The organism is Mobilisporobacter senegalensis, assembly GCF_003752155.1.
GTDB classification, from domain to species: Bacteria; Bacillota; Clostridia; order Lachnospirales; family Lachnospiraceae; genus Mobilisporobacter; species Mobilisporobacter senegalensis.
In genome coordinates this window covers 531203-553012 of the sequence record NZ_RJVG01000001.1, presented here as the reverse complement: position 1 = coordinate 553012, position 21810 = coordinate 531203, and the positions used below count along the sequence as shown (strand labels likewise).

General features: G+C 34.6%; 17 protein-coding genes. 14 read left to right on the top strand and 3 right to left on the bottom strand.

What is annotated here, in order from left to right; translation table 11 throughout:
• Positions 1–32: 32 nt before the first annotated feature.
• From deoD to EDD66_RS02440, 10 genes are all read left to right on the top strand, one after another.
• On the top strand, positions 33–743 hold the full coding sequence (gene deoD, locus EDD66_RS02485) for a purine-nucleoside phosphorylase (RefSeq protein ID WP_123607965.1): 711 nt from the start codon (positions 33–35) through the stop codon (positions 741–743).
• A 68-nt stretch (positions 744–811) separates the two neighbouring features.
• The gene (locus EDD66_RS02480) at positions 812–1897 is read left to right on the top strand and encodes a BMP family ABC transporter substrate-binding protein (RefSeq protein WP_123607964.1); all 1086 of its coding nucleotides are present in this window, start codon (positions 812–814) and stop codon (positions 1895–1897) included.
• 153 nt (positions 1898–2050) lie between these two features.
• Positions 2051–3592 carry an ABC transporter ATP-binding protein gene (locus EDD66_RS02475; RefSeq protein ID WP_123607963.1) on the top strand — a complete coding sequence of 514 codons (1542 nt, stop codon included), beginning with the start codon at positions 2051–2053 and terminating at the stop codon, positions 3590–3592.
• On the top strand, positions 3576–4703 hold the full coding sequence (locus EDD66_RS02470; protein ID WP_123607962.1) for an ABC transporter permease: 1128 nt from the start codon (positions 3576–3578) through the stop codon (positions 4701–4703). Before EDD66_RS02475 ends, EDD66_RS02470 begins: the two co-directional genes overlap by 17 nt.
• Positions 4693–5613 (top strand): ABC transporter permease, encoded by a 921-nt coding sequence (locus EDD66_RS02465; protein WP_123607961.1) that lies wholly within the window; start codon positions 4693–4695, stop codon positions 5611–5613. Before EDD66_RS02470 ends, EDD66_RS02465 begins: the two co-directional genes overlap by 11 nt.
• Positions 5614–5732: 119 nt before the next feature.
• Positions 5733–6398, top strand: coding sequence for a deoxyribose-phosphate aldolase (gene deoC, locus EDD66_RS02460; protein WP_123607960.1), 666 nt, complete (start codon positions 5733–5735; stop codon positions 6396–6398).
• A 29-nt stretch (positions 6399–6427) separates the two neighbouring features.
• The gene (locus EDD66_RS02455; protein ID WP_123607959.1) at positions 6428–6835 is read left to right on the top strand and encodes a cytidine deaminase; all 408 of its coding nucleotides are present in this window, start codon (positions 6428–6430) and stop codon (positions 6833–6835) included.
• A 96-nt stretch (positions 6836–6931) separates the two neighbouring features.
• Positions 6932–8254, top strand: coding sequence for a pyrimidine-nucleoside phosphorylase (locus EDD66_RS02450; RefSeq protein ID WP_123607958.1), 1323 nt, complete (start codon positions 6932–6934; stop codon positions 8252–8254).
• Between the two features lie 767 nt (positions 8255–9021).
• On the top strand, positions 9022–13944 hold the full coding sequence (locus EDD66_RS02445; RefSeq protein ID WP_123607957.1) for a CehA/McbA family metallohydrolase: 4923 nt from the start codon (positions 9022–9024) through the stop codon (positions 13942–13944).
• Positions 13945–13968: 24 nt separating this feature from the next.
• Entirely contained in the window at positions 13969–15120 is a 1152-nt protein-coding gene (locus EDD66_RS02440; RefSeq protein WP_123607956.1) for a YibE/F family protein, read from the top strand.
• A gap of 106 nt (positions 15121–15226) precedes the next feature.
• On the opposite strand, the gene EDD66_RS02435 is transcribed toward EDD66_RS02440, so the two are convergent.
• The 3 genes from EDD66_RS02435 to EDD66_RS02425 form a co-directional block, all read right to left on the bottom strand.
• On the bottom strand, positions 15227–15550 hold the full coding sequence (locus EDD66_RS02435; protein WP_123607955.1) for a helix-turn-helix domain-containing protein: 324 nt from the start codon (positions 15548–15550) through the stop codon (positions 15227–15229).
• Positions 15551–15553: 3 nt separating this feature from the next.
• Complete coding sequence (locus EDD66_RS02430) at positions 15554–16780, bottom strand: MFS transporter (RefSeq protein WP_123607954.1); 1227 nt, start codon at positions 16778–16780, stop codon at positions 15554–15556.
• Between the two features lie 89 nt (positions 16781–16869).
• A complete protein-coding gene (locus EDD66_RS02425) occupies positions 16870–17571 on the bottom strand; it encodes a Crp/Fnr family transcriptional regulator (RefSeq protein ID WP_123607953.1) in 702 nt (233 codons plus the stop codon).
• Positions 17572–17729: 158 nt separating this feature from the next.
• Between EDD66_RS02425 and EDD66_RS02420 the strand changes: the two genes are divergently transcribed.
• The 4 genes from EDD66_RS02420 to EDD66_RS02405 all read left to right on the top strand — a co-directional run bounded on the left by EDD66_RS02420 (position 17730) and on the right by EDD66_RS02405 (position 21810).
• A complete protein-coding gene (locus EDD66_RS02420; protein ID WP_123607952.1) occupies positions 17730–18458 on the top strand; it encodes an ATP-binding protein in 729 nt (242 codons plus the stop codon).
• A 163-nt stretch (positions 18459–18621) separates the two neighbouring features.
• Positions 18622–19509: a polysaccharide deacetylase family protein gene (locus EDD66_RS02415; protein WP_123607951.1), complete on the top strand. Its 888-nt coding sequence runs from the start codon at positions 18622–18624 to the stop codon at positions 19507–19509.
• Between the two features lie 163 nt (positions 19510–19672).
• Positions 19673–20785 (top strand): UDP-galactopyranose mutase, encoded by a 1113-nt coding sequence (glf, locus tag EDD66_RS02410; protein WP_123607950.1) that lies wholly within the window; start codon positions 19673–19675, stop codon positions 20783–20785.
• An 8-nt stretch (positions 20786–20793) separates the two neighbouring features.
• Complete coding sequence (locus EDD66_RS02405) at positions 20794–21810, top strand: glycosyltransferase family 2 protein (protein WP_123607949.1); 1017 nt, start codon at positions 20794–20796, stop codon at positions 21808–21810.

The following is a 21810-nucleotide window of genomic DNA, read 5'->3' as shown; positions in this document are numbered from 1 at the left end:
AAGTCAATATATATACACAAGGAGGATATACTATGTCAACACCAACACCTCATAATGGAGCCAAATTAGGTGATATTGCAAAGACAGTTTTAATGCCGGGAGATCCATTAAGAGCTAAATTTATAGCCGATAATTTTTTAGAAGATGTAACTTGTATTAATACTGTTCGTAATATGTTAGGATATACAGGTACTTATAATGGAAAAAAAGTTACCGTAATGGGCGGTGGAATGGGAATGCCATCCATAGGAATTTATTCTTATGAACTTTATCATTTTTATGATGTAGATAACATTATTCGAATTGGATCAGCAGGTGGTATTACAGACGATATTAAAGTCAGAGATATTGTAATCGGAATGGGTGCATCTACAAACTCAAATTTTGCTGCACAATATCAATTACCTGGAACTTTTGCACCAATTGCAGATTTTGATTTATTACGCCGTGCAGTGAATGCAGCAGAACAAAATGATATAAAAGTAGTTGTAGGTAATATTTTATCATCTGATACATTCTATGATGATAATAAAGATGCAAATTCCTTATGGAAGAAGATGAATGTTTTAGCTGTTGAAATGGAAGCAGCGGCGCTATATATGAATGCAGCCAGAGCTGGTAAAAAAGCACTTTGTATTCTTACTATTTCAGATCATGTATTTACTGGTGAATCTCTTTCAGCAGAAGACAGGCAGATAAGCTTTAAGGACATGATGAAAATAGCTTTAGAAGCAGTAGAATAAAGTTATATGTTCGTAGGAAACTACGATTCAATATAATACATTATTATCTATATTAAGGAGGAAATTTTATGAAAAAAAGAATCATTGCGCTTCTTTTAGCTGCTACTATGTTAGTTTCTTTAACAGCATGTGGAACTAAGAAAGATGCAGAGAAAGACACAACAGAGGGAACTACTACAGAAGAAACAACAGGAGAAGATACTACTGCAGAAGACACTACTGAGAAAGTAGATTTCAGTGTTGGTATGGTAACAGATACAGGTGGAGTTAACGATCAATCTTTCAACCAGTCAGCTTGGGAAGGATTACAAAACCTTCAAAAGAACACAGGCGCTGATATCAGCTACCTTGAATCAACTCAAGAAACTGATTACGCTCCAAACCTTGACAAACAAGTAGATGAAGGAAAAAATCTTATCTGGGGTATTGGTTTTGCAATGGCAGATGCTATTATTACTGCAGCTGAAACAAATCCAGATGTAAACTTCGCAATTATTGATAATGCATATGAAACAACTCCTGCTAATGTAACAGGCGTTATGTTCCGTGCACAAGAACCTTCTTTCGTGGTAGGTTATATTGCTGGTTTAACTTCAAAAACTGGTAAAGTTGGTTTTGTTGGTGGTATGAAAGGTAATATCATTGACCAATTTGAATATGGTTACAGAGCTGGTGTTGATTATGCAGCAAAAGAATTAGGAAAAGAAATTACTGTTGATGTTCAATATGCAGAAAGTTTCTCTGATTCAGCAAAAGGTAAAGCAATTGCAACTAAGATGTTCTCATCTGACTGTGATATCGTATTCCATGCAGCTGGTGGCGTAGGTGTAGGCGTTATTGAAGCAGCGAAAGAAGCTGGTAAATTTGCAATTGGCGTTGACCGTGATCAAGCTTATTTAGCACCTGAAAATGTACTTACATCAGCATTAAAATTAGTTAATGTAGCTGTGGAATTAGTTTCTACAGAAGCTTTAAATGGAACTCAAATCGGAGGACAGACATACAATTACGGTTTAGCAGAAGATGCAGTTGGTATTCCAGAAGAAAATCCAAATATGGATCCAGCAATTTATGACAAAGCAATGGAAGTTGAACAGTTAATTAAAGATGGCACAATCGTACCTCCATACAACGCAGATACTTATGGAAAGTAATATCGTAACAGATGGCAAAGTTTGCACTATGTTATCTTGACGAAAGATGTCATTATCAAAAAGGGTGTGACTACTAGTCACGCCCTTTTTCCGCTAAGAGAAAATGTATTATATTGAATTTCCAATTAGATGAGTTAAGGAGAGTGAAAAAGCATGGATATCAAGAAAGATTACGCAGTACAGATGAGGGCCATAACGAAGAAGTTTGGTTCCTTTACAGCACTTGATCAGGTTGATATTGATATTAAAAAAGGCTCTATACATGCGATACTTGGTGAAAATGGAGCAGGGAAAAGTACCCTTATGAATGTTCTTTATGGATTATATCAAGCTGAGGAGGGAGAGATTTATCTAGAAGGTGAAAAAGTTAATATTAAGAATCCTAATATAGCAATCTCCCATGGTATTGGTATGGTGCATCAGCATTTTATGCTGGTTGATAATTTTACAGTAACACAAAATATTATATTAGGTAATGAGGTTGTAAGTGGTGCCGGTGTTCTTAATATGACAAAGGCTCATGAACAAATTAAAGATATAGTTAAAAAATATGGTCTTGAAGTTGATCCGGATGCTAAAATTGAAGACATTTCTGTTGGTATGCAACAACGTGTGGAAATATTAAAAGCATTATATCGTGGTGCAGAAGTTTTAATTCTTGATGAGCCTACAGCAGTACTTACCCCACAAGAGATTAGTGAATTAATCAAAATTATGCACAATCTAGCCAAAGATGGTAAAACTATTATCATCATTACACATAAATTAAAAGAAATTAAAGAATCTGCAGATGTATGTACCATTATTCGTAGAGGTAAATATATTGATACTGTTACAGTAAGTGAAGTTTCAGAAGAAGATTTAGCAGAAATGATGGTTGGCCATGCTGTAAAATTAGTGGTTGATAAAACAGAAGCAGATCCCAAAGAAGTTATATTTGAGATTAAAGATCTTGTTGTTCAGAATGAAAGAAAACTTGATGCAGTTAAAAATTTAAACCTTAAGATTAGAAAAGGTGAAATTGTTGGTATCGCAGGTATTGATGGTAATGGCCAAAAAGAATTAATTGAAGCTATTACTTGCCTTACTAAAAGTAAGAGCGGAACAATTAAAATTAATGGTAAAGAAATTCAAAATACTACGCCTAGAAATGTAATTAACCATAAGGTTGCAACGATACATGAGGACCGTCAGAAAAGAGGACTTGTTCTTAACTTTACCGTTGCAGAAAATATGATTATTGAGAATTATGGAAAAGAACCATATTCAAAAAAAGGATTTTTAAATAAAAAGGCTATGTATGAAAACGCCAAAGGTTTGATAAAAGATTATGATATCAGACCGGATAATTGCGAAGGACTGTTAGTAAGAGGTTTATCCGGCGGTAACCAGCAAAAGGTTATTATTGCCCGTGAAGTTACGAATGAACCGGATCTATTAATTGCAGTACAGCCAACGAGAGGTCTTGATGTTGGAGCAATTGAATATGTTCACAAGACGTTGATAAGAGAACGTGATAAAGGAAAAGCAATTTTATTAGTTTCTTTTGAATTAGATGAAGTTATGAATGTTTCTGATACTGTTGCGGTTATATATGATGGTACCATCGTAGAAACATTTAAGCAGGGAACAGTAGATGAGAATACAATAGGATTGCTAATGGCAGGGGGTGCAGCAGATGGAAAAAATAGTTAATCTTCTCAAAAAACAAATTACATCAACAATAATAGCCATTCTTTGTGGATTTATTGTTGTAGCTATCCTATTAACTTTAACAGGATATAGCCCATTTGAAGCATTTGGAATTTTATTTAATGGTATTTTCTCTAAACCCAAATATATATCTCAGGTTATTATTAAAGCCACGCCTATTATTTTAACAGGTATTAGTGTTGCATTTGCATTTAAAGTGGGACTTTTTAATATTGGTGCTGAAGGCCAGTATATTATGGGTACTATAGCGGCTACTGTCGCTGGTATTCTCTTTGATTTCCCACCAGTTCTGCAAATACCAGTCGTAGTATTGTCCGGTGTATGTGCCGGTGGTATTTACGGAGCAATTGTTGGCTTCTTAAAAGCAAAGTATGGAATTCATGAAGTTATTACAAGTATCATGTTAAACTGGATTGCATTTTATCTTGGAAATTTCGTAGTTAATACACAGCGGTTCCATCAGCCGGATTCGACAGGAACGTATATTATTAACGAATCAGGTTTTACAATGTTTTTATATGGTTGGAAAAGGTCAGAAGAAGGAAAAGCATTTTTAATGGAACATCCTGTTTTATTAGATGTAATATTAAAAACAGATGTTAATTTCGGTATCGTATTTGCCATTATTGTTGCAGTTGCAGTAGCAATCTTATTAAAGAAAACTACAAAAGGATATGAACTTCGTTCTGTAGGATTTAATAAAGATGCAGCTGAATTTGCAGGAATTGATGTTAAGAAAAATATTTTACATGCTATGCTTATTGCTGGTGCAGTTGCTGGTTTAGCCGGTGCATTGACAATTACAGGGATGTCTCCTCATAAGATATCTACGATGGGTACTTTTGAGAACTATGGATTTAACGGTATGAGTGTTGCTTTAATTGCCGGCAGTTCTCCAATTGGCTGTATTTTTGCCGGATTATTATTTGCCGGATTACTTTACGGTGGTGGCTCACTTCAATCAGCAATCGGTGCTCCATCAGAAATTATCAACATTATGATTGGTACAATTGTATTCTTTGTTGCTTTAACTAAGATTGTTCCAGTATTAGCGGATAAATTAGTAAAGAGAGGTGAGAAACATGCTAGATAATTTATTCTTATTAATTGGTATTACATTAATGTATTCAACGCCTTTAATATTTGGTGGACTTGGTGGTATGGTATCAGAACGTTCAGGTGTAGTTAATATTGGTATTGAAGGTATGATGACTGTAGGAGCAGCTACTGGCGTCAGTGTAGCCTACTTCACAGGAAATCCTTGGTTTGGTTTCTTGTGTGCAGGACTTGCAGGAGGATTAATTGCCCTTTTACATGCCATTGCTTCCATTACATTTAAAGCTGATCAGACCATTTCTGGTATTGCCATAAATTTGATGGGCTCAGGTATCTCACTTTTTATGTGTAGATTATTATTTGATGGTGCTACACATACTCCAGCAGTAGAAAGAAAAATCCCAAAACTTTTTGGAGACACCAGAATCACAGGTGTGGCAAAAAATCTTAATGTGGATTTAACGGTTATTTTTGCTTTAGTATTAGCAGTAGTTCTATGGTTTGTATTTTATAAAACAAAATGGGGACTTCGCATTCGTGCCGTAGGTGAACATCCGGCAGCAGCAGATACTCTGGGTATCAATGTAGCGTTAACAAGATATGTTTGTGTTGTTATTTCAGGTGTTCTGGCAGGTTTTGGCGGAGCCAGTGTGACCCTGGCAATTATATCTCAATTTTCACCTACTGCAATTAGCGGACAAGGATTTATTGCCCTTGCAGCTGTTATCTTTGGAAAATGGACTCCTCATGGGGTGTATGGCGCTTGCTTGTTATTTGGTTTTGCACAGGCACTGACAATCATTCTTGGTGGCGGCAATTTTGCAGTTCCATCACAGATCTTATCTATGTTGCCATATGTATTAACTATTATTATATTAATACTATTTGTAGGACGTTCTGTTGCTCCAAAAGCAAGTGGTGTTGCTTATGAAAAAGGTGCTAGATAAATAATATAAGTTGACTAAATTAAGGAAAGAGGCTCAGTGTGAAGAAACACTTTACACTGGAAGTTTGTGCCGGATAAAATCAAGCCAGCTCGATTTTATCCGGCCAGGAGGAAGAAAATATGGATAAAAAATTAATATTTGAAAAAGTAGACCATACGTTGCTGACACAAACTGCAACTTGGGAAGAAATAAAGGAAATCTGCGATGATGCTATCAGCTATGGAACAGCTTCTGTTTGTATACCCGCTTCTTATGTAAAGCGAGTAAAAGAATATATGAAAGACCGTATGGCTGTATGCACAGTTATAGGATTTCCAAATGGTTACAGCACAACTGCAGTGAAAGAGTTTGAAACAAAGGATGCTATTAATAATGGGGCAGACGAGATTGACATGGTCATTAACTTAGGTGATCTTAAGAATGGGCAGTACGATATGATTGAAGAAGAAATTCGTACTTTAAAAGCAGCTTGTGGAAATCATATTTTAAAAGTGATCATTGAAACCTGCCTTCTAACCAAAGAAGAAATTATTAAAATGTGTGAAGTTGTAACCAATGCAGGTGCAGATTATATTAAAACTTCTACTGGATTTTCTAAATCAGGTGCTACATTTGAAGATGTTGAATTATTTGCAAAACATATCGGCGAAGGTGTAAAAATCAAAGCAGCAGGTGGAATTACTTCCTTTGAAGATGCTGAAAAATTCATCGAATTAGGAGCTTCAAGACTGGGTACCAGCCGAATCGTTAAACTGGCAAAGAATGAAGAATCTACAGGTTATTAATTAACTTGTTAGAAATGGAAGGTAAAAATATGGATATTCAGAAGTTAATTCAAAGTGCAATCGATGCTTTGCAATTTTCATATACACCTTATTCTAACTTTAAAGTGGCTGCGGCTTTATTCACCAAGAGCCAAAAGGTGATTACAGGTTGTAATATTGAGAATGCTTCCTATACTCCTACTAATTGTGCAGAAAGGACTGCATTTTTCAAAGCAGTTAGTGAAGGAGAAAAAGAGTTTGAAGCAATTGTGATTGTCGGAGGTAAAGACGGAGAATTGGATGATTATTGCCCGCCTTGTGGAGTGTGCAGACAAGTTATGATGGAATTTTGTGATCCTAAAACTTTTCAGATCATACTTGCGAAATCCCCTACAGACTATAAGAAATTTACTTTAGAAGAAATGTTGCCTTTAGGTTTTGGACCGGGTAACTTATAGGATCAGTCAGCTCCAGTTGCTTATAATATGGACTGGGAGCTGATGACATAAAGATATTTGAGTAATTCTCAATTTAGCGGAAGGGAAAGATTAATTATGAGAATGTACGATTTAATCATGAAGAAAAGAAACGGAGACGCATTAACAGACTCCGAGATAGAATATATGATATCCGATTATGTTGCTGGAGGTATTCCGGATTATCAGATGTCAGCGATGCTCATGGCTATTTACTTTAAAGGGATGAGTGACCATGAAACTGCAGTGATGACAAATGCAGTAGCTCATTCAGGGGATATGGTAGATCTGTCTGGTATCAATGGCATTAAAGTAGATAAACATAGTACAGGAGGAGTTGGCGATAAAACTACATTAGTAATAGGGCCAATTGTTGCTGCATGTGGAGTAAAAGTAGCTAAAATGTCAGGGAGAGGATTAGGGCATACTGGTGGGACAGTAGATAAGATGGAAGCGATACCGGGTATGCGTACATCTTTAGATACAGAGGAATTTTTTGATGTAGTGAATAAAACAGGATTATCAGTGGTGGGTCAATCTGGTAATCTGGCACCGGCAGATAAGAAGTTATATGCACTTCGGGATGTAACAGCGACGGTTGACAGTATTCCGTTAATAGCTGCATCTATTATGAGTAAGAAACTTGCAGCGGGAAATGATTGTATTCTTTTGGACGTTAAAACTGGAAGTGGTGCATTCATGAAGAGCCTGGATGACTCTATCCTCTTAGCCCAGAAAATGGTGGCGATTGGTGAACATGCAGGAAAAAGAACAGTGGCTTTAATCACAGATATGGACATTCCGTTAGGCTATGGAATAGGTAATTCCCTAGAAGTAATTGAAGCAGTGGAGACATTGCAGGGAAAAGGACCACAAGACCTGACAGAAGTATGTATAAGCCTTGCAAGTAATATGCTGTATCTTGCCAATAAAGGGACTGTGGAAGAGTGCAGAAAGATGGCGGTAAATGCAATAGAAAGCGGAGAAGCACTAAATAAGCTGATTGCAATGGTTGAAGCTCAGGGTGGAGATACACAGGTCATTAAAGATACAGAAAAGTTTAAAAAAGCGGCATATGTTTATGATGTGGTAGCAAAGAGCAAAGGCTATATTACACATATTAATACTGAACAATGCGGTATTGCTTCAGTAGCGTTAGGTGCCGGCAGAGAAACAAAAGACAGTATTATAGATTATGCTGCGGGTATTGTATTAAAGAAGAAGTATGGGGATCAAGTTGAAGCGGGAGATGTTCTTGCAACATTATATGCTGAGAAAGAAAGCTATTTTGCAACAGCATCAGAACTAATTGAGAGAGCTTATAAGATTGGGACAGACAAACCTGAAAACAAACCACTTGTATATGCAAGAGTGGATAAAAATTCAGTTGAAAAATATTGATTCTTAATTAGTGCAATCGATAAAAGAAGTTAACCTGTTAAAAAAAGGTGGCATATTTATCTTTTATTATATTCTAAGGGTTTTTGATTCTTATTCTTTCTATATTGTTATAAATACTTTGGTTGTCAAAGGAAACAATTTGAAGTTTAAAGACATAAGCCTTTAAAATTTTAAAAGGTATGTATGCCGCTACTTTTTTGCTCATTTTTACTTACATATTATGGTAAAATGAGAAAATATTCACAATTTCTATTTACTTATTTTTAGATAATTGCGAAACTCTAAAATCATTTACTTGTAAAATAATTAATATAATTCCGGAGCGGAAGCTAAGCGGAAGGAGCGTTGGAGCGAAGGAATTTATATTAATTATTTTACAAATTCAGAAAACTTAATAGTTTCGCAACTATCTATTACTTATTTTTATTATTGGGTAAAAACATATAGAAGATTAGATACAGAGATTATGAAAATAGTATCGATCTAAATGGGGTGTGAAAGGAGGCAAATCGTTTATGGGCAGGAAACTGCCTGATTGGGGAAGTATTATAATTAATCAAATTTTCATTTCTAACAAAATCTAAATATCTTCCAATATTGTTTTACTATATAGGCGTATTTAATATATCTTTATACGTCAGTTAAGAGCTTATCTGAGTTCTTAATAATGTAATGGGAAGATTTTTGCAGTAATATTTGAAAGCCATATTATTGCAAGAACAATTAAGGATAGTTTTGTGATAACAAGGCTATAAGGGAGGATTTTTATGAAAATAATGAAGCAAAAACAAGTAGCTATAATATTGTCTGTAATTATGGTATTGACTACTGTATTCAATACTACAAGCTTTACGGCAATCGCTGCTGATACGGCGTTAACAGTGGCTGAATGGGAGTTTACAGGAATTGCAAATCCCACTGGAACGCCTGCAGTACCAGTGACACCCGCAACACCAGATACTAATATAACAACACCATTGAAAGCAAAAACAGGAAGTGATATTAACCTTAGCACGGCTGCTATTACCTCATCTGTTGTTTCTGGATCCGCAATCAAATATAGTTATTCCGGTGGTGCATTAAAAAGAAGTACATGGAATAATACTTCAGTGGATCAGGGATGGAAAATAGTTTTATCTACCAAAGGCTATGATACATTAAAATTAAATGCAAAAACTATTTCTTCAAATACAGGACCAGGGAACTGGAAGGTTCAGTACAGCCTTGATGATGCAGATTGGACAGTACTTACTACATATAGCAATACTGCGACGCTTACTGCATTACCAGAGATAAACCTTCCTGATGCTCTTAATAATCTTGATCAGGTATATATTCGTTTTTTGGTGGCAGATACAAAAGCGGTAAATGGAACGAATATTGGTTCAGGTGGAACAAGTGGTATTAACAATATTAAAATTACTGGCTTACCTGTATCCGACCCTAATGTGGTACAAGGAGTAACAGCTTCCCAGAGTACAGGCAGTGAAATTCGAATTGGGGATCAAATTTCACTATACACAGCCACAGAAGGAGCAATCATTAAATATTCTACCGATGGCAGTGCTCCATCAATGGTGTATGATCCAGTAAATCCAATTATAATTACAGAACTTCCGATAACAATTAAAGCACATGCAGAAAAAGAGGGTCTAACAAGCAGTGTTGTTACATCCTTTACATATACACAATTAAAAGTAGCAGCTGTTTCGGCAACTCCAAACGGAGGGGCAATTCTTCCTGGTAAAACAATTGAATTAAAAACATCAACAGCGAATGCAAAAATAGAATATACAACAGATGGTACAAATTGGAAAGAATATACAACAGCCATTTCATTGCCGTCATTACCAGCAACAATTAAAGCAAAAGCAACTTTAGAAGGTGCAATACCCAGTGTTGAATCCAGCTTTACTTTTACCGAACGAGAAAATGTAGATTATAATATTTTCTTTGGCCAGGTTCATTCACATACAACGAATTCGGATGGGGCTGGTACAGTAGAAGAGGCATTTAACTATGCTTCTAAAGTACCTGGATTGGACTTCCTGGCAGTAACAGACCATTCCAATTCTTTAGAGGACGTAGCGGGTACGGCTACTATAGGAAATGGATCCAGTAGTGGAAAATGGAAATATGGTAAAGAGGAAGCAGCTAAAATTACAGCAGCATCCAATGGTAATTTTATAGGACTCTATGCATATGAAATGACATGGTCAAATGGTGTCGGACACATTAATACATTTAATACGCCAGGTTTTGAAAATCGTAATACAGCAGTTTATAAAACAGCCGGCGGATTAAAGGCTTATTATGATGCAATCAAGACACAGCCACAGGGTATATCACAATTTAATCATCCAGGAAATACCTTTGGTGATTTTAATGATTTTGCTCTATATGACCCTGAACTTGATAATTTAATCAACATGATAGAAGTTGGTAATGGAGAAGGTGTAGTACGCGGATCCGGCTATTTTCCATCCTATGAATACTATACAAGAGCCTTAGATAAGGGATGGCATGTGGCGCCGACAAATAACCAGGATAACCATAAAGGTAAATGGGGAGATTCTAACACAACTAGAACCGTAATCTTAGCAGATACATTATCAGAAGATAATATTTATGATGCAATGAGAAACAGAAGGACCTATGCAACAGAAGATAATGATCTTAAAGTGTACTATACGTTAAATGATGAAGTTATGGGAACGATCTTAAACCAAGAACCAGAGACAGTAGATATATCTGTTGATATTGAAGATCCAGGTAATGAAAAGATTGGTACAGTAGAGGTCATTGTTAATGGTGGTAAATCTGTTATTAGTAAAGAAGTAAATTCAAGTAAAGAAACAGTGAATTTTAAGCTGCCAAATGATTATTCTTACTATTATATAAGAATCCAGCAACCGGATAAGGATATTGCCGTAACAGCACCTGTATGGACAGGAGAAGTTGAGAAACTGGGTATATCTAAGACTTCTACCACAACAGTGCTCCCTATTAAAGGAGAAAATGTTGATATTGCAACAGAATTCTATAATAATGAAGAAAGAGATATGACAGTTAAAAGTTTAGAATTTTCTATTGATGGAAATGTAATCCACACTGCTGATTTACAAGGGAATGATTTAACAACAGTACCATCTTTAGGTTCTAAGAAATATGAATTTAATTATATAAGCAATACAGCAGGAACCTTTAATGTCAATGTTAAGTTAATTGCTGAATTCAATGGAGTTGAGAAGATATTTACAGACGTCTTAAAATTAAATATCTCTGATCCATCATTAGTCACCAAGGTCATCGTTGATGGAAGCCATAGAGGTGATTATGTAAATGGTTATTATAGTGGTAATATGGCCAACTTTGCCGCTGTTGCAGCAAAGAATCAGGTACAGGTAAGTATTGAAACGAATATAACCGATGAGTTATTAGCAAATGCAAATCTGTTTGTAATTACTGCACCACTGAAAAGAGTGACCACTGTAGATGGAGTATCCTATGATCCACAGGAATTTAGTGAAGAATTCATAGCAATGGTAAAACGCTACGTTGATAATGGCGGAAATCTGATTGTGTGTGGTATGGCGGATTACCAGGATAATAAATCAGGAAGTACTTATGCTAATTCGTTACCATATCAGACTTCCACGCAATTGAATAAACTTCTTGAAGGAATAGGAGCAAAGACTAAAATTAATAATGATCAGGTAATGGATGATGTAACCAATGGAGGACAGGCATACAGACTAAAATTTACAAACTATAATATGGCATCCGAATCTCCGCTATTAGATGGTATCTTTGAAGGTCAGTTATATAGTTTCTATAGTGGATGCTCTATCATACCGGATGAAACATCTATGGCATCTGGTGAAACCACATGGTTAATAAAAGGACATGAAACTACATATTCAAATGATACTCCAGGTACCTTGCCTTCAATTCCGGTTGCCAAGGGAGATGTATATGCACTTGCCAGTGAAAAATTGTCTGGTGGTGGAACAATGTTGGTTGGTGGAACAGTATATATATCTAATTTTGAGATTCAGGCACAGGAAGTTGATAATTATTTAGACTTATATTCTAATTACAATATTACTACTAATATGTTAAATCTTGTCGCCAAAGAACAAGAGATAAAACCGATTGCAGATGCAAGGAAAGGGAATAAAGGCGACGTATTTACAGTAGAAGGAATAGTAACAGCAGGAACTGCAGTTTCAGAAAATAAATTCTTTGATACTATCTATATTCAGGATCAAACTGCGGGTATTAATATATTCCCAGTCAGTACAGATGGTATTAAAGTAGGGCAAAAGATTCGTGTTACCGGAAGTGTAGATGAATACCAGGGAGACCTTGAATTAAGAGTCATCAGTTATAAGGTAATCAATACTGAAGTAGCACCTCTTCAACCAATAAAAGTAACTACGAGCCAAGCATCAGATTATGGAAACTTTGGTGGAAGTCTTGTTAAAGTAGAAGGTACAATAACCAAAGTATTGCTTGAAAATAATGTAGTATCTTATGCTTTGGTCAAGGATTCCAGCGGAACAGAAATCCGAGTATTTATTGATGGTTACATTGGTTATTCTAATAAGGAGAGTGCAGCATTAGAAAATTTTGTAGTAGAAGGTAAGAAAATTCAGGCTGTAGGTCTTGTTTCTTATGATCCGGATGGAGTAAGAATCAGAGTACGTGACCGTTCTGAGATAGTAGCAGTTAAGCCAGGTTCATCCTCGGGCTCTTCAGGCTCTTCAGGCTCATCTACTCCAGTAGTAACAATACCATCTACTCCTAATGTATCAATAGAGAAACCTTCAGATATTAAAGCTGCTATTCAGACTCAAATTGCAAACAAGAGTAAACTTCCTGCCGGTGAAAAACCACAGATCAATATTGCAGTAAAAGATGTAACTAAAATTAGTATGGAAGCTTTGAGCGGAGCTAAAAATGAAGATATTGACTTAAACTTTATCATGGATAAGGGCACTGTGACTATCAATGGTAAGAATTTGAGCCAGATGGCAGATAAAGGTGAGATCGATCTGACGATTGCTCAAATTCAGGATAAAAAAATCAACAGTACGATAAAGACATTATCTAAGAATAAGCAGGTAAAATCTATTGAATTAAAAGAGAGTCTTGTAAAGGTATCTCCGGCTTATACCTTCTATGTTGGTACTACTTATAAAGGTAAGGTTCTTTATTTAAATATCTTAGATAGCAATAAACTGACATTTATTAGTAAAGCAAAAGTAAATGCAGACGGTTTTATTACATTACAATTTAATCTTCCAGCTACTTTTAAAGTACAGGCATTGGGTGGAAAGACTTTGACCACTTCTGGTAATTCATCTATTGATAAAGGTGTACAATATGTTATCACGAAAGAAAGTGTTACAGGAAAGAATGCATATGTTCCTAAAGCTCCAAAACTTGCAAAAACTAAGATTACTCTTGTTAGGAAGAAGACAAGTAAAATAAATATTAGTTATCTTGCAGATAAGAAAACAGTGACATATAAGTCAAGCAATGTTAAAGTGGCTAAAGTAGATAAGAATGGTAAAATAACAGCTGTGAAACCAGGAAAGGCTACTATCACAGTAAAAGTAAAACAAAATAGCAAAACATATACACTTAAGAGTACAGTCACAGTAAAAGCAGAGACAAAAAAGTAACATTAAATAAGAGGGAGATTGCCTATGAGTAAGGAATACAAAGAAAGATTTTTAAAAATCATGGTAATAACTATATTAATTGTTATCTTTAGTGGATCCATATATATAGTAAACCAAGGCAATCCTGATAATAACAGTACAGATGGCACATCTTCCGTTAGATATGTAAATGCATCAGTAACAAGTATTATCGAAGATAATGCAGAGAGAGATGCTGCAACACAGAATGTATGGAGAGGAGAGCAGACAATTGAGATAAGTATTACAGAAGGAGAACATAAAGGAGAAACCGCTGTAATAACAAATTATCTTAGTGCTCTTCATAACGTATATTTAAAAAAAGGAACCCAGATTATTGTCCGTGTGGATACTTATGATGGTCAATATAGTTTTTCTGTATATAACTACAATCGTTCCACGGTTCTATATGGATTCATAGGGTTATTTGCTTTAACTATCTGCATTATTGGAGGAAAAAAGGGCATTAAATCATTATTAAGCCTGGTTTTTGCAATGATATGCGTAATAGGCTTATTACTGCCGCTAATCGCAAAAGGGTATCCTGTACTGCCTGTTACAATATTTATCGTAGCAATTACTACAGTGGCAGGTTTTATCTTAATCGATGGATTGAATACCAAAACGATTAGTGCAATAGTTGGTACAATAACAGGGGTAATAATCTCTGGTGTATTAAGTTATATCGTTGGGGAACTAGTTGCCATAAATGGATTTAATATGGAGGAAGCAGAATCTTTACTGCAAATCACAAGTGACAGTAATCTGGAGATAAAGTATCTGTTCGTAGCAGGGATACTTATATCATCACTTGGAGCAGTTATGGATGTAGCTATGAGCATAGCTTCAGCAATGCATGAATTATGTGTTGTAAACCCAAGGCTTAGGCCAAAAGAGTTGTTTCGATCAGGTATGAATATAGGGAAAGATGCCATGGGTACAATGTCTAATACGTTAATACTGGCATTTACAGGGTCCTCTTTAAATTTAATGTTAATGATATTTTCCTACGGAATTCCTTTTCAACAATTAATCAATACGGATATGATTGGAATTGAGATAATCAGAGGGATAGCAGGGTCAATTGGTATTATTTTAACAGTCCCGGTTGTCGCACTGGTCAGTACAAGAATTGAATTGCGTAAAATAAAGAAATAGCAATAAACAGGCATTTTGTATAATACAAATAAAAGCAGCCGGTAATTATTTTTATGAATCCTAAGATGAGTAAAAATAATTGCCGGCTGTTTATTAAATCTTTATTTTATTTGAGTTCACGATCTTGAATGAGGGTTTGTGCAATCATAATACATTTTTCCCGGTCCAATTCATTTAAAGTCTCAAAATATCTGAGAAATCTGGCTTCTGCTGAAGTTATATTCAGTTTTTTTGGTACATATCCTACAAGAGTATCAATAGAAACGTTAAAGTAATCAGCAATCTTAATTAAAATTTCAACGTTAGGTGAAGATGTACCTTTCTCATAACTGCTGATCATTTGCTGTGTTAAACCCAATTCAATTCCTAAGGCAGCCTGGCTTACCTTTCTGTCTTTTCGAATTCTTTCAAGATTTTTACCAAATGACATTTATTATTTTTCCTCCTTGTCAACAGTTTTATCAGTAAAGAATAAAGTTATACCAAAGCCAATTACGGCGGATATAATACCAAAAACTAACATGGCAGTTACATTATATGAATCTAGAATTCTACCACCGATAAAATTAGCTAAAGTGCCTCCAGCCCCCATAGTGGCGGCACCTAGTAAAGCCTGGCCCTTTACTTTATTAGATTCATCAATAATATCATTTACATAATAAACGGATGCAGGTACAAATAAAGCATAAGAACCTAGCTGAAATAGCTGAGAAAGATATATCATACCTACATTTGGTGCGAAACAGGTGACCACGATTTTGATCATAAAAAAGAACGCACTTATTTTTAATAAGTTAGAACAATTTATCCTGCTGACAATAAAGGAGAAAGCAACCATAACAGGTAATTCCAGAGCCGCTGCAATTGCAATGGATAACCCCATATCAGCATCATTCCCACCAACATTACTGATAATATTAATATGATAAGTGTTAATTAAGCTATGGCTTATAAAGAGCAGGATAAATCCAATTAATAACATAGAAAATCTTTTGTATGTAATAAAGAAAGAGAATATACGCTGATTATTTTTGGGGTCAGCCTTTGCACTTTTTTTCTTTTTATCTGATGCAGAGTCAGAATACTTTAAAGGAGACTCAAATGTACATACAATGATTCCTGTAATAGCAGTTAAACCTGCAAAGACAGGCAGTATAATGGTTGGACTAAAGTTAGAAGTGGCGATACCTATAACATAAACCATAAAAGCAAAGCTGATGGAACCAATTCCTCTTGCCAGACCAAAATTAATATTAATTCCAAGATTTATATATTCAAGTGCTATAGAGTATATTAAAGGAGGTAAAGACAATATAAAAACACCAATTAAGATATAAATGAATCCTGTTATATAAAAATTATAAGGTATTAACCATAATGCCAATGCCAAAATAAAAAGTATGATGATTAAAGCCAAAATAGCACTTTTAAGCTTTAAATTTTCAAATTTATCAATAAAAGAAGCAATAAATGGTTGAAAACCAATAGAAATAATAGATCCTATTGATAAAATAATGCCAACCTGGGTATTTTGAAAACCTTTATATAATAGATAAGTGGTGGCAAAGGACCAGATCGTTCCAAAGCTCATCCATAAAAAGGCTTGTAAAAAAAGGTATTTTACTGTTAATTTTGTTGCAGTGGATTTAAAATCCATCATATAATGTATCCCCCGTTAAGTACTTATTTTCATTCAGTGTAATATATCCATTGTAAGCTTTTTCAAATGCCATAGCAAGCATTTATGATTTAATAATTGTGCATTTCCTGTTTTAAAATATAGTGAAATTGATTCTTATGGAATTTTATTATTCCTTCGTCTCTTAGCTTTCCAAGTTCTCTGGATAAAGCGCTTCTATCAACGCAGAGATAATCAGCAAGTTCATTTCTTGAAAATGGAATTTCAAATTTAAGGTTATTCTGCTTTTCAATTTGATTTTGAAAATATTCTAACAATTTTTCTCTTGTGGTACGTTTGGATAATAAGATCATTTTCTGATTGAGCTGTAAATTTTTATTCGCTAATATCATTAACATATTTTCTACTAAGGTATGATGGAATCCACATTGGGAGGTACAGGAGGTTATGAACCTGTGATAGCCTAAGAATAAAATTTTTGACTGGTTGGAAGCAATTACAGTAATAGGAGAATGCCTTGTACCTGCGCAGGCGTAGCTTTCAGCAAATAATTCTCCGGCAGATACTTCTGTTATAATCATACGATTACCTAATATATCATCTTTTGCCAGATTAAGACTTCCGCTAAGAACAATACCCATGGATGTGATTTCGCTGCCAGCTAAAAAAATAATTTCATTTTTATCATATTCTTTAATACTTCCACCCAGACAGGATAACATAGAGTCTAAATCATCATCATCAATTCCCTGAAACAATGGAGAGCGTTTTAATATATAATAATATTTTTTTAATTCCAGATTATTTTTCAAACTTTCCTCCTTTTGTTGCAAATGCAACATACCGTTTATTCTGATTATAATATAATTAATTTAAATAAACAAGAGATACTTAAATGAATGGTATTCTATAAGCAAATTACTATAGAATGCTTCTGGATATATTTGAGAATGAATTGGAGGATAAAAATATGATAAGACAGATTATTCAAATTGATGAAGAATTATGCAATGGTTGTGGTTTATGTGTAGATGCCTGCCACGAAAGTGCTATAGGGCTAGTGGATGGGAAAGCGAAACTATTAAGAGATGATTATTGCGATGGATTAGGCAATTGTTTACCGGTATGCCCTACGAATGCAATTACGTTTATAGAAAGAGAAGCATTAGAGTATAATGAGGAAGAAGTAAAAAGAAACATGGAAAAAGCAGCCAGGGAGAAAACGGCTCATTTTCATGGAGGATGCCCTGGCTCTATGGCAAAAGCGATAGTTCGTCCTAATTCAGAAGAAGTTGAAGCCGACCGAAAAGAAGCAGCACCTGTTCAAATGAAATCAAGATTAGGCCAATGGCCTGTTCAAATTCAACTTGTTCCAGTGAATGCCCCTTACTTTGACGGAGCAAATTTATTAATCGCTGCAGATTGCACCGCTTTCTCATATGCTAATTTTCATGAAGATTTTATGAAAAATAAAATCACTATCATCGGTTGCCCAAAATTAGATGAAGTTGATTATTCTGAAAAGTTGACGCAAATCATTAAGAATAACAATATTAAGAGTATTACAATTACCAGAATGGAAGTACCTTGCTGCGGAGGAATTGTAAATGCAGTGAAACAGGCACTGATTCAAAGCGGGAAAATGATCCCTTGGCAAGTAGTAATTATCTCTACGGAAGGAGAGATATTGGATATTTAGGGAAGTCTGGCACTTGCCCTTTAAGATTATAAAAGAACGAATCCTTAAAATTCTATAGAATTAACAGGGTTGGTTCTTTTTTATTTTATAGGTAATCAGAGATAATCACATTCCATTTTTGTCCTGCATAGAATGTTATAATACTTATTTCAAGGGGCAGTTCATGGATAAAAAAGCAAAAGTAAATCTTTTAAGCAGAGGTATATTAATAGGTATTTTAATCACATTGGTTCTAAATCTTATTAAAGACAGTGTAGTTGAAGTCTACCCCGTCTTATCTGAAAATCAGAAAATATGTGTTCCTATCATAATGTATCATCAGGTTAAGAATTATGGTTATGGAAAGGATGTAATCAGTCCATATGAATTTGAAAGTGATTTGGTGTATTTAAAGGAGAACAATTATACTACGATTACGATGAATGACTTAATTGATTATGTCTATAATGATAAACAACTGCCAAAAAATCCAATTGTTTTATCATTTGATGATGGGCATTTAAGTATTTATAAATATGTTTATCCATTACTAAAAGAGTATGATATGAAGATAGTGTTATCAGTAATTGGAAAAGGAATTGATGATTTTACTAAAGTACATGATGAAAATATGGCATATTCCCATGTAACCTGGGATCAGATCAAAGAAATGAAAGAATCAGGGCATATAGAGGTCCAAAATCATTCTTACAATTTACATACCTGTAATAATGGCAGGATTGGATGTTTACAAAAGAGAAATGAATCTTTAGAGGATTATCAATTACTATTAAGTGATGATCTGGAAAAATGCCAAAATCAAATTGTAATTAATACGGGAAGTGTTCCAAATACTTTTGCATATCCATATGGAGAAACCAGTGAAAATTGTGATAGTGTCGTGAGACAATTAGGATTTAAAGCGACCCTCTCTTGCAGATATGGGGTAAATATAATAGAAAAGAACCCAGAAAAACTATACGGTTTAAAAAGAATATGTCGTGCCCATAATGAATATGTAGGTAAATTAATCAAAGAAGGAATGGAAACTCTGAAATACAGTTCTGAATGAAATATTACGATTTTGAAAGACAATATTAAGAAAAATTTAACAAAAATTATTGTTGACCTTTTTAGGTTCATATTATAAGGTATACTTAGACTAAATATTGGTATATTTGCAAGTGTATTTTCTTTTTTGGAAAATAATTTAGAAGTACGAATGGAGGAATAATGTGTACGACAGTATAATAATAGGATGCGGTTTTGCAGGTGCAGTTTTAGCAAGGGAACTTGCAGAAAAAGGTAATCAAAAAGTACTTATCATAGAGCAGAGAGATCATATTGGTGGCAATGCATATGATGTTTTAGATGTACATGGAATTTTGATTCATCAATACGGACCACATATATTTCATACAAACAGTCAAAAGGTTTTTGAATATCTTTCCAGGTTTACAAAATGGTATGATTATTCTCATGAGGTGGTTGGGAATGTATATGGAAAGATCATCCCGGTTCCTTTTAATTTAAACACATTGAATCTGGTGTATGGAGAAGAGAAAGGGAACATATTAAAGGATAAATTAGTAACTACTTATGGAATGGAATCAAGAGTACCAATTCTTGAGTTGAAAAATAATAAGGATCCTGACATAAAAGCAATCGCAGACTATGTTTATGAGAATATTTTCTTAAAATATACCATGAAACAATGGGGGCAGACCCCGGAAGAGATTGATCCGTCTGTTACAAGCAGAGTCCCGGTTTTAATCTCTTATGACAATCGTTATTTTCAAGATAAATATCAAGGGATGCCATTAGATGGATATACAGTACTATTTGAAAATTTATTGGATCATGAAAATATTACTGTAAAACTGGATACAAAAGTGAATAATATAGCAGATATTCCAGAAGCTAAGAATATAATTTACACCGGACCAATTGATGAATTATTCGATTGTAAATATGGTAGATTGCCATATCGTTCCCTCAACTTTGTATTTGAGAATTATAAAGAAGAATCCTATCAATCACATGCAGTAGTAAATTACACGGTGACAGAAGATTATACAAGGATAACAGAATTTAAAAAGCTTACAGACCAGCATAGTGACAGCACCACTATTGTCAAGGAATATCCAATTCCTTATACTGGAGCTGATGGGGAAATTCCTTATTATTCAATCATTAATGAAGAAAATCTTGCTCTTTATGAAAAATACAAAGAATTATTAAAAGATAAGAATATTCATTTGCTAGGACGCTTGGCTGAATATAAGTATTACAATATGGATGCAATAACATTAAAAGCGCTGGAACTGGCAGATGAATTATTGAAATAGGAGGATTTATGAAATTATTAACAGTAGCAATTCCATGTTATAATTCTGCAGCCTATATGAGTCATGCAATTGAGACTATTTTAACAGGCGGAGAAGATGTGGAGATTCTGATAATCAATGATGGTTCAAAAGATGATACTGCTAAGATAGCAGATGAATATGCCAATAAATATCCGACCATTATCCGGGCAATCCATCAAGAGAATGGCGGACATGGGGAAGCAGTGAATGCTGGGCTTAGGAATGCCACAGGACTCTATTATAAAGTTGTAGACAGCGATGACTGGGTAAATGAAGAGTCTTTAAAAGAAGTACTTGGCGTACTCCACAAGATGGTTGAATCAGGAACGAACCTGGATCTTTTGGTAGCTAACTATGTATATGAAAAAGTCGGTGCAAGAAGAAAGAAAGTTATGAATTATAGAAGTGCACTGCCTCGTAATAAGGTCTTTGGCTGGGCTGATGTAAAATTCTTTAAAACAAGCCAGTATATCTTAATGCATTCGGTAGTTTACCGTACAAAATTATTGAGAGATTGTGGATTAATTCTCCCAAAACATACTTTCTATGTGGATAATATTTTTGTATATCAACCGTTGCCACAAGTGAAAACACTTTATTACCTGGATACTAATTTCTATCGTTACTTTATAGGAAGAGAAGATCAGTCCGTAAATGAATCAGTTATGATCAGCCGTATAGACCAACAGATCAGAGTAACAAAGATTATGATAGATTCCAAGAATGTACTTCAAATTAAGAATAGAAAACTTAAAAACTATATGATCAAATATCTATCCATAATGATGACGGTATCTTCTGTTCTGCTTATAAAATCTGGAACTGCTGAGAATTTAGAGAAGAAGAGGGAACTCTGGAGATATCTAAAAGAGCAGAATCCTAGACTTTATCGAAAGATTCGTTCTAATCTTCTTGGACAGTCCATGAATTTACCAGGGGAATCAGGAAGAAAAATGTCTATATTAGGATATAAAATTTCAAGAAAAATATATGGTTTCAATTAA